Genomic DNA, 10,837 nt, shown 5'->3' with positions numbered 1-10,837 from the left:
GAACTTTTTATTCTTTTCTTCTTCGCCCTGTCTCCCAAAGCGGCTGCAAATGTACAGCTTCTTTTTTATCCGGCAAGCTTTTTTGAAAAAATTAAATTCTTTCTTTTCGCTTAGCTGATAATGGAAACAAAACTCAATGAACATGGCGCTCTTAACGCCTTTTCCGTTTGCTCGGCACTGCCTCGCTAGCGGACGGCAAAGGTACGCCACTTTCTAAAACTGGCAAGGTTTTTTTGTTGTTTTTACACCCTTACGTTCATTTTATTTTTAACCGCTTTAATATAAGTATTTTATAAGGTAATAAAAATCGAAACTCGCTCCGAAAAGTCTCACGACTTCGCAGCATACTCAGTACGGGCACGAGCGCGACGCTCGCGCCAGCGATCGGGGTTCAACTGTCCTATATATAAGGATAGCTTAAGAAAACCGTGAACAACAAATACAGTAAACATTAAAATCAGTCAGCTTGGCGCTCAACTAAGTCTTTCGCAGTATACACCATTTTGAACCTTGAACTATAATGCACCTCAAAGTCGCACCGCAAAGTCGGGAGACTTTGCAGAACAGTAAACAATAAAATCAGTTATGGAGTTGTCCTATATATAAGGATAGCATTGGATATTTCTAAAATATGGCCGCCACCCGGTACGGGCACGAGGGTGACCCTCGCGCCAGCTTTCAAGATCTTGGACGTTGCATTTAGCCTAAAACGATATACATTTGATTAGCGCTGATTTCTTTTATGTAGTTTCGCCAATTGTTAATACGGGTTTAAAAGACGACCATCTTTCCATGGAGCGCTTAACAAAAACCGTATAATGTTCGATATACACGACTTTTTAAAATGGAGTTACTACATCCATTGTTCAAACTTGAGTATTATTTTTATATATTAAAATAGAACCAACATTTTATGAAAATTCAGAAATCGAAAAGCTGGATCACGATTTACGGAGTATTGGCGGTATTGCTAATGGCCGTAAATTATTTATTGGATTTGAATGTTTTTGACCCTTGGGAAGAGTACCTTCCTTTTCTAAAAAAGCTAAGTTTAAGCTTATTTTTAATTGCCCTGATCTTTCTGGTAAGCAAAATCCTTGCGAAAATAATCGATGCCCAAAGCCAATCCGAAGGAGACCGATACAACCTATTGCGCATTGTCCGGTTTCTTGCCATGACATTCAGCCTTATTGTGGTCACTTCCTTTTTATTTCAAAACCTCTATGCAGCCGTACTTAGCTTTGGATTAATATCCTTGGTTGTTGGTTTTGCTTTACAAGCCCCCATCACTTCCTTTATCGCCTGGATTTATTTAATCTTTCGCCGATCGTATTTGGTAGGGGATCGTATTCAAATAAAAGGATTCCGTGGCGATGTGGTAGAGATAAGTTATCTAGACACTTCAATTTTGGAATGTAAGGGTGATTATCTCGGCAACGATAGAAAAAGTGGGAGAATAATCAGATTCCCCAATAGCCTGATATTGAAAGAGGAAATCATAAATTATGCTGGTCCCGAAGCTCCTTTTATTTGGAATGAGACTGCGGTTCAAGTAGCCTATACCAGCGACCTACAGTTTGTGGAAGAATGTTTAGTGGAGGCTTCCATCAGAGATTTCAAGGAACGCTATCCCCAGCTCACCTCCAAAAAGCATAAGCAATGGCTACCGGCCGTCTATTTTAGGACCAATAAGTATGCTTGGATGGAAGCAGTAGTGTTTTATCCTGTGGAGCCAGAAGACGCCACTGGTCGCCGAAACCGTTTATTGAAATATGCCCTGCCAATGTTAAACGCAGCTCCGGACAAAGTGAAATTTCCGGAAGGAACCTTGCGGTAATACTTATAGTAAGGTATACAGGTAATCCTTGTTTACTATATATAAGGATAGTTTTCAAAAAAGGCAGAGCGACATCCATTGTTTGGAACCTATTCAAAAAGGGAGCTCCACATAATTTGTAAACAGGATATACTTCCCTAAACCAAAAAGAAGCTAATAGCTGGTCAATAGAAATATTGCTAAATTTGATCTGAAATCGAAGGATGTCTACTTTAATAAACCTCTAATAATCATTATATTAAATTTTACCTTCGTTAAAATTAAAAATGAACAGCGTCAAAACATATCACACAGTAAATTCTGAAAAGGAAAACGTGAGTTTTGGAATATCTAAAATGGAAGATATTTATACAAAACGAAACGGTAAAGTTGACGAACCACACCGGCACCACTATTTTACGGTTTTGATTGTCAATAAGGCCAAGGGACTGCATAAGATAGACTTTAACACTTACGACTTATCCAACAGACAAATTTTCTTTGTTGCTCCTGGGCAGGTACACCAAGTAATTGAAACAGAAAAATCTATTGGCTTTGCGATGGTTTTTTCGAATCAGTTTTTAGTGGAAAATTCGATTCCTATATCCTTTATTGATAGCTTAAGCCTCTTTCAAAATTATGGACAAAGTCCACCATTAACTCCTGTTAAGGAACAATTTGACGTTATAGAAAATTTTACAAAACATATTTTTAGACTATTCCACAGTGATGTTAATATGAAGAGTTTGTCTATTGGTGCATTTTTAAAACTCTTGCTTATAGAATGCAATAATATATGTGCCATCAACCCTATCGAATCGGATGTCGACAGTTCTGGTGACAATTTAATCAGGGCTTTTAAAAAAGGCGTGGAAGACCACTGTAATAAAGAACATGCTACTACTTTTTATGCAAATATGCTTCATATTACGCCCGACCATTTAAATCGAACGGTAAAGGCTAAAATTGGTAAAACTGCCAAAGACTATATTCAAGCAAGAATAATCACGGAAGCCAAAAGACTTCTCTATTTTACCGATTTATCGAATAAAGAAATCGGGTATGCCCTAGGTTTTAACGAACCGGCCAATTTTAGTGCTTTTTTCAAAAAACATACTCAATTATCTCCTTCAAACTTCAAGAAAACCGAAATGAAGCACTAATATCGGATTTTCATAAGTTCCTTCCCTCTTTTCATATTCCACAACTCTCTAAAGGTCCCCATCTTTGTACCATACTTTAAAGCAAAGAATATGGATCGTAAAAAATTTATTAAAAATGCCCTTTTAACCGGCGTTATGGGTGCTATTACTCCGCAAATACTAAAAGCAACCAATAGCCAGTCCATTAAATCTACTTACGATACATTGATGCAACAAGTAGGATTTAATCATTTACCAAATAAAAACATATATACTATGAATACAGTAATTCACAAGGCAGAAACAAGAGGAAGTGCAAATCACGGTTGGCTAAACTCTCACCACACCTTTAGCTTCGCTAATTATCACAACCCAGAAAGAATGCATTTTGGAGTACTACGTGTTTTAAATGACGACAGGGTACAAGCAGGAATGGGTTTTGGCACGCATCCACACGACAATATGGAAATCATATCAATTCCACTTGAGGGCGATTTAGAACATAAGGATAGTATGGGCAACGTGGCCGTGATTAAAGAAGGTGATGTACAAGTATTGAGTGCAGGAACCGGAATTACCCATTCGGAATACAACAAAAACAAAGACAAGGAAGTTAAGTTTCTTCAGATTTGGGTATTTCCAAAAGAGCGGAATGTAACGCCACGTTATGACCAAGTTTCTATTAGGGATATTGCAAAGGACAATGAATTTTATCAGGTACTTTCACCTAACCAGGACGACCAAGGTGTTTGGATAAATCAAGACGCTTGGTTTCATATCGGGAAATTTACAAAAGGAAATTCTGATAAATACAAGATCAAAAAAGAAGGAAATGGCGTTTATGCTTTTATTCTTGAGGGGGAAGTAGAAATTAATAATGAAAAACTATCCAAGAGAGATGGTATGGGTATTTGGAATACCGACTCCATTAATGTAAAAGCAACAGAGAATGCCCGTGTACTATTAATGGAAGTACCAATGACCATGTAATAAACCGCTTTCCAAACATATTGCTTTGCTGTTACCAAAGAAAATAGCAGCTAAAATGACCTACTCCTCTCCTTTTGGGCACTATCCCTTTAGGTGTGTAAGTAGAAAATAGCAAGGGTTGGACTTATTTTAAAGTCCAGCCCTTGTTTCATAGATTGTCAGGAACTGATTTAAAAATTATACCCTATAATCGCAAAAACTCCCCGTAATAACTAAGAAGCTTCCATTAAAAATGAACAAATACTATAGCGGTAGTGCGCTAATCGAATTCACGGAGCTTACGTTACTTTAATTTCACCATAAACACCTCTGATTAAAGCCACGAGTAAAGCCTGGATACTTTAACAACAAAACCCCGGACTAGCCGGGGTTTTTATAAAGTGCTTACACTTCTATTAAATGAATCTTATTTGTTTCTGATCGCAAGGGATCAACATTTTTTTTACCACAGGGTAATGATCTGAGGATCTTTTTGCACTGATCTTGGACAGCCGAGAACGGATTATTACTCTAGAATCTCTTGTAGTTTTTCCTTTAACGCTTCCCCTCGTAAGTCCCGACTTATTATAGTTCCGTATTCATCGATCAGGAAATTACTTGGAAGTAGATTTATACCGTAAATCATGCCCGCCTTATTGTTCCACGATTTTAGATCACTCACATTGGTCCATTGTAGCTTATCTTTTTGTATTGCTTCTAACCATTCCTCCTTATTATCGTCCAGGGAAACTTGGAATATATCAAAACCTAAACTTTTGTATTCATTATGAAGATCTACTAAATTGCTATTGTCCTTTCTGCAAGGTGCACACCAGCTGGCCCAAAACTCTAACAGTATCAATTTACCTTTGAGGTCGGATAGTTTTATTTGTGAGCCATATTGGTCCGTCAGTTCAAAATCAACATACTTATCCCCAATTGTAGGGTTTTGGTTGAGTTGAATGTATTTAAGGATTTTCTTTCCGTAAAACGAATTTTTACCCTCTTCAGATAATTGAGCATAGAGAGGCTCGGTCCCTTCTTTTTTCCACGAAGTATACCACCTAGAAAGAACATAGGGACCTAATATATTGTCCGCATTGCTTTTTATAAACTCCATTAATAGTTTTTTGCCTTCTTTTTTTGAAAGGGTGTCAATTGCTTTATTAAGGTCATTATAAATTATTTCGGTTTCAGAACCAGAAATTACGGCATTATTAAAATGGTGACTTGCCGCATTAAACGTCATTGGTTTATTTTCTAGCCAAAGGCTCTTATACAAGGAGTTGTTTTTGTTTTTCAACACGGCAACCATGGGATGGTTCGGTAATTGGGTGGTAAGTTTGAAGGTGTTATTATGAACCTTTACTGAATCTATTATTTCCTCCTTTGCGGCATCGAAAAGGTACAAAAGGGTCCCATTCTTCAGGTTTTCAGTGGTTCCATTTAGTGAAAATGCGGACTCCTTTTTTTCACTACAAGAGGTAGAAATAAGTAATAAGGTGATTAATGCTACAATTCTCATGGGTTTTATTTTTAAAGGTTGGTAAATAATGTTTGGTCCATTTTTACACACAACAATCATGCCGTCAAGTGGTTGGATTTTTCTGTAGCATGATACCGGTAAGTTTTCCGCCTTCGCGGAATGAACTTCCCAGTTAGGTGTTGACCATTTTTAGTCTTTGTAAATTGCTTATTGTTCACTAAAAACAGCGTTAGCTATTGCAGCGGCATCCTTTTTTAAAGGCCCCGTGGCCTTTAAAAAAGATACAGCGGAAAGAGCGACCCGATAGGGGAACGCCCAGATCATTTAACAAGACTTTTAAAGTGCAGCAGGTTCTCTAATTAATCCACTGATCAGGGTATTTTTATAATCGCGCACCCTATTTTAACATTGTTCCATTTTCAGATGTATCCAAAATAGGCGAAGAATTGATCTTAGGGTCCATGACGAAATATTATACTACATTTAAGCATTCATCATATTAAAAAAATAGGCTTGTGACCGAAAAGGAGAAAATGCTCAAGGGCGATTTTTACGATTCTAGAGATCCGGAATTGATAGGAATGTATCACAGGGCGCGGAAATTATTAAAGAATTACAACCTGCTGGATTCTGAACTTTTAGAAGAGCGGGAACGGATTTTGACCGAACTATTTGATGTTGTAGGTACAGGCGTGTGGATTGAAACCCCCTTTTTCTGCGATTATGGGAAAAATATATCCATTGGGGAAAATACTTTCGTCAATACAAATTGTATGTTTTTGGACAACAATAAAATAACTATTGGGAAAAATGGCCTGATTGCTCCTTACGTACAGATATACACGGCCAGCCACCCTTTAAAAGCATCGGAAAGAATCATTGAAAACGGTCATAAAGCCCGGTATCTAACTTCAACAAAACCGGTTACTATTGGTGATAATGTGTGGGTTGGCGGAAATTCTATAATATTCCCTGGGGTTACCATTGGGAATAATGTAACCATTGGGGCAGGAAGTGTGGTTACGAAAAATATTCCTGACAATGTTTTGGCTTTTGGAAATCCTTGTGTGGTTATTAAAAGCTTATAGCCTTATCAGTGAATCCATGGGCCATCAGAATTTGGCGATACCCTAGGCCTATTCAAAGGAATTGGATAGTGCTGTTTTGGATGAGGCCAGTGAGCTTTTATGGTAGATGTAAAAACAAACTTTCATCACAAAACGCTGGAAAAGCTTTAATTCGACGGATGGGTACTTTTTCTTTATAGTTCTAAAATCAAAATCGGAAAGATTCTGCGACTTCATAAAGTAAGACAAAACTTGGGGTTGAATACGTGGCTCCCCATTTCTTATAGGCACTGTTTTAATTATTTAGGAATGCAATTTTTTCATTGACCTTATCAATAAAATTGTGTAAATAATCTGGGACATTCTCTTTATTTTGGTCAATTCTCCAACTTTTTACGGTTCCATTATCGGAGTATTGAATAAATAATCCACCACCCTCTGCGCAATCCGGACAACCAAAAATGTCTTCATTGTCGTTCAGAAGTTGCTTTGGAAAAAACTTAGCCAAGTCTTTCACTATTTTAAATTTTTCGTTTTCTAATTCCACGAAGTTCAAATCCTGTCCAGAATAATCGTCAATGGTATCCTCAAATAATTTTTTGTCGGTCAGCATAAATGTTTCCACACACCCCTCCCCAACACACATGCCGTAGAAATGACCAAAAATTAAAAAATTCTGTTCATTTATTGAGACGCTATCATCATTATTGCAAGACATTAAAACTCCAATAATAGCCATAACCAAAAATGCCTTTTTCATAGGACTGTTTTATGTAGAAGATTTAGAATTCTATATTTGGTTGCGTCAAAATTACTTCCAACTAGTTAATAGAAGCAATTTATCAAAAAAGTGCGTATATGAAACAAAAGTAGACTGCTTATAAGGACAAAATTAAAGGATTGTTTATGAGCAATTCACTGGACTGTCAGACCCTACTTCCAATGAAATGATATAGCCCAAATACCATTATAGTTATAAGAACTATTTGTTCCTTTTGTTATTGTCATAAGGGAGCTAACCTCTAAGCCACAAATACTAATTACAGACCAGTCTCAAAGTCTACACTAGTCCTTAAGCCCTCGTGAGAGAGGTCTAAAATATATCGAAAATCATACAATTCTAGAGTTATAGCAGAATTATAAACTTTTAAATTCTAATTCATTAACTTATTTATTCGTCCCCTGAAAATAAAAAATCCCTGTAAGCACAGTGTTTAAAAGGCTTGTGGAGCGTCTCCAGTGGTCCCACCTGGGTTAGTGCGCAAAGCGCATGGACCAGGGTAACCGCGCCTGAAAATGCAAAGCCCAATAGTTACCGAATTTTGATGGAATGTTGTTCAATTCGGCTAAAACTTAAGAATTCTGGAAGAATTTAAAAAAGAAGGAAAATGTTGTACCTATGTTGTACCCACTACCAAAAAAAAAGCCCTCCCATCTGGGAAGGCTTGATTTTACTAGTGGTCCCACCTGGGTTAGTGCGCGAGCGCATGGACCAGGGTAACCGCGCCTGAAAATGCAAAGCCCATGGCTTACGCCATTGTCCTTTTCTTTTTGGTTCATCGGGTATACCTTCGGTATTCCCATGCCCAAAAAAAGAAAAAGCCCACACTCCTTACGGAATATGGGCTTTGCGCTTTAAGTGGTCCCACCTGGGCTCGAACCAGGGACCACCTGATTATGAGTCAGGTGCTCTAACCAACTGAGCTATAGGACCCGCGAATTGCGGATGCAATATTACAGTTTATTTCTCAAGACTGCAAACAAAAAGACTCGAATTCATCATTTTTTTTTGTTGCGCCATTTTCTAGGGCCTTTATTTGGGTTTATCGGTGTCCTTAACTTCCTGACACAGTTCTATTAAAACCCCATTAGTGCCCTTTGGGTGCAAAAATGCCACCAGTTTATTGTCGGCCCCTAATTTTGGGGTATTGTTTAAAACAATGAAGCCTTCTTCGCTTAACCGTTTTATTTCTGCCTCAATGTCATCGACCTCAAAGGCGATATGGTGTATGCCTTCTCCTTTTTTGTCGATAAACTTGGCAATGGGGCTATTGGCATCCGTAGCTTCCAACAATTCTATTTTATTGGGGCCCGACTTAAAGAAAGATGTCTTAACGCCTTCCGAGGCCACCTCTTCGGTCTTGTAGTGCGCTACCCCCAACAGCTTTTTGAACAATAGATTAGACGCCTCCAAATCCTTAACCGCTATGCCCACATGCTCTATTTTGTTCATTTTTTGCCAATTTGTATTAGTATCTATCAACTAAAACACTAAAATAAACATATTGTGCGTATTTTTGTCCCATGGAAACACAACGACAGAAAAAAATAGGCGGAGTTATACAGAAAGATATCGTTGATATCTTGCAACGTGCCGCTACAGATGGTGGGTTAAAAGGGACGCTTATTTCCGTATCTAAGGTGTCGGTGACCACGGATTTATCTATTGCGAAGATTTATGTGAGTATTTTTCCTGCCGACAAGGGCAAGGAATTATTGGAAGGCATCAAATCCAATCAGCCTTTGATAAAGCACGAATTGGCCCAACGCACCAAGAACCAATTGCGCAGGGTACCTCAGTTATTATTCTATTTAGACGATTCTTTAGACTATATCGATGGTATTGAAAAGTCCTTAAAAGGAGAAGATAACCCGGTTAAGAACCCTGATTTATTGGAGAAAAGGAAAAAAGCATAAGGTTGAATTTTCCCCTGTACATCGCCAAGCGGTATTTGCGTTCAAAGAGTAGTCAAAATGCGGTAAACATCATTAATTTCATCACCTTTTTGGTGATCGTTATTGGTTCTGCCGCCCTTTTTATTGTACTCTCGGGCTTTGCAGGACTAAAGACTTTTAGCCTTTCCTATACCAATACGGTCGATCCGGACCTAAAGGCAATACCGGCTACCGGAAAGTTTTTTACTATTTCGGAAGGTCAGATACAACAACTGCAAGAATTAGGCGACGTATTGTCCTTTTCCAAAGAATTGGAAGAAAAGGTATACCTTACCCATGCCCAAAAAAGTCATATCGCCTATATTAAAGGAGTAGACGCCCAGTATGTAAAAACGGTCCCCTTGGACAGTAGTGCCTACTTTTATGGCGATTGGTCCTTAAACAGCCTCCAGGCCGTGTCTGGACAGGGAATAGCCAATCTTTTAGGGATCAGTATAAACAATTTCAGCAGCCCCTTGGTGGTCCTGGCCCCAAAACCGGGGAAAGGCTCCCTATCTCAACAAGCCCTGAAAAGCAAGCCGTACAACGAGCTGAGCTTGGTCATTGGCGGAATTTACCAGATAGAAGAAGATCTGGACAAAAAGTATCTCTTTGCCGATTTGCCCTTGGTACAGGCCTTATTAGAGAAAGACAGCACCCAAATATCGGGCATCAATTTTAAGGTGCGGAAAACGGCCGATATTCCCGCCCTAAGAACGGCGATTGCCGCCGTTTTTGACGACACTGTCCTAGTAAAAGATCGCAAGGAACTCAATAGTACCCTTCACCGTATGTTGAATACGGAGAACTTAGCCACCTATCTTATTTTTACCCTTGTCCTTATCATTGCCCTCTTTAACGTAGTAGGGGCCATTATTATGATGATATTGGACAAACAGCAAAACTCCAAGACTCTTTATAATTTAGGAACCACCATACGAGAGCTACGTAGAATTTATTTTTTACAAGGTATTTTGGTCACTGGTATCGGCGGCCTTATAGGGGTGTTCACCGGCTCCCTGTTAATTTGGTCCCAATTGGCCTTCTCATGGCTAAAAATAACCCCTTCCCTAGCCTACCCGGTAGAATACAAACTCATGAACGTGGGGATTGTATTGGCCACCATCATCGTTTTAGGAATCATCGCTTCTATCATTGCCAGTAGCCGGATCAATAAAAAATTGATACAATAAGGGCTGTTTAATGTAAAAATGAAGCGCTTATTAAATGTAACTATTAAATAGTCATCACCTCTCCCATCAACTCGGGGAACAACCAGCCAATGTGACTTTTTACTACACACTAAACAAATGCAAGTTTAGTCCCGTGATCGTTGATGTTTTATTTTTTCGATGGTTTTTTCTTTTTAAGAAACTCATTGCAGCCAAGGCCAACGCGCCAACCGCCCCCTTACTCCAAATTCAAATTGTTGCATTTTCCGTGCGGTCTATTCCTAATTGATTATTGTTCACTGAATTCCGCGTTAGCTTTTGCAGCGGCATCCTTTTTTTTAGAGGCCATGGGCCTTGTAAAAAAGATATAGCGGAAAGAGCGACCCGATAGGGGAACGCCCAAATAAAAATGATCCTAAGGCTTTAATTTATCCCTAGCCCACAAAAAAAAAGGCTGTCCTTACAGACAA

At 38.7% G+C, this 10,837-nt stretch carries 9 protein-coding genes and 1 tRNA gene; 6 read left to right on the top strand and 4 right to left on the bottom strand.

Going from position 1 to position 10,837, the window contains the following annotated elements; genetic code table 11:
• Positions 1 to 913: 913 nt before the first annotated feature.
• The 3 genes from HCG49_RS15455 to HCG49_RS15445 all read left to right on the top strand — a co-directional run bounded on the left by HCG49_RS15455 (position 914) and on the right by HCG49_RS15445 (position 3,948).
• Positions 914 to 1,837 (top strand): mechanosensitive ion channel family protein, encoded by a 924-nt coding sequence (locus HCG49_RS15455; RefSeq protein WP_168470427.1) that lies wholly within the window; start codon positions 914 to 916, stop codon positions 1,835 to 1,837.
• 266 nt (positions 1,838 to 2,103) lie between these two features.
• On the top strand, positions 2,104 to 2,979 hold the full coding sequence (locus HCG49_RS15450; protein WP_168470426.1) for an AraC family transcriptional regulator: 876 nt from the start codon (positions 2,104 to 2,106) through the stop codon (positions 2,977 to 2,979).
• A gap of 255 nt (positions 2,980 to 3,234) precedes the next feature.
• Positions 3,235 to 3,948 (top strand): pirin family protein, encoded by a 714-nt coding sequence (locus tag HCG49_RS15445; RefSeq protein WP_168470430.1) that lies wholly within the window; start codon positions 3,235 to 3,237, stop codon positions 3,946 to 3,948.
• A 505-nt stretch (positions 3,949 to 4,453) separates the two neighbouring features.
• Here HCG49_RS15445 and HCG49_RS15440 read toward each other — a convergent pair.
• A complete protein-coding gene (locus HCG49_RS15440) occupies positions 4,454 to 5,452 on the bottom strand; it encodes a TlpA disulfide reductase family protein (RefSeq protein ID WP_168470425.1) in 999 nt (332 codons plus the stop codon).
• Positions 5,453 to 5,928: 476 nt separating this feature from the next.
• Between HCG49_RS15440 and HCG49_RS15435 the strand changes: the two genes are divergently transcribed.
• Positions 5,929 to 6,501 carry a sugar O-acetyltransferase gene (locus HCG49_RS15435; protein ID WP_168470424.1) on the top strand — a complete coding sequence of 191 codons (573 nt, stop codon included), beginning with the start codon at positions 5,929 to 5,931 and terminating at the stop codon, positions 6,499 to 6,501.
• Between the two features lie 274 nt (positions 6,502 to 6,775).
• Here the strand turns inward: HCG49_RS15435 and HCG49_RS15430 are convergent, their stop codons facing one another.
• The 3 genes from HCG49_RS15430 to mce all read right to left on the bottom strand — a co-directional run bounded on the left by HCG49_RS15430 (position 6,776) and on the right by mce (position 8,713).
• Complete coding sequence (locus tag HCG49_RS15430) at positions 6,776 to 7,240, bottom strand: hypothetical protein (protein ID WP_168470423.1); 465 nt, start codon at positions 7,238 to 7,240, stop codon at positions 6,776 to 6,778.
• An 880-nt stretch (positions 7,241 to 8,120) separates the two neighbouring features.
• Positions 8,121 to 8,194, bottom strand: a tRNA-Ile gene (locus HCG49_RS15425).
• 99 nt (positions 8,195 to 8,293) lie between these two features.
• Entirely contained in the window at positions 8,294 to 8,713 is a 420-nt protein-coding gene (gene mce / locus HCG49_RS15420; RefSeq protein WP_168470422.1) for a methylmalonyl-CoA epimerase, read from the bottom strand.
• 71 nt (positions 8,714 to 8,784) lie between these two features.
• Between mce and rbfA the strand changes: the two genes are divergently transcribed.
• Both rbfA and HCG49_RS15410 read left to right on the top strand, forming a co-directional pair.
• Positions 8,785 to 9,177: a 30S ribosome-binding factor RbfA gene (gene rbfA / locus HCG49_RS15415; protein WP_072765714.1), complete on the top strand. Its 393-nt coding sequence runs from the start codon at positions 8,785 to 8,787 to the stop codon at positions 9,175 to 9,177.
• Between the two features lie 2 nt (positions 9,178 to 9,179).
• Positions 9,180 to 10,388: an ABC transporter permease gene (locus HCG49_RS15410; RefSeq protein WP_168470421.1), complete on the top strand. Its 1,209-nt coding sequence runs from the start codon at positions 9,180 to 9,182 to the stop codon at positions 10,386 to 10,388.
• The last annotated feature ends 449 nt before the right edge of the window (positions 10,389 to 10,837 follow it).

The organism is Arenibacter sp. 6A1 (assembly GCF_012272855.1).
GTDB lineage: Bacteria > Bacteroidota > Bacteroidia > Flavobacteriales > Flavobacteriaceae > Arenibacter.
This window is presented reverse-complemented; position numbering and strand designations above follow the sequence as displayed.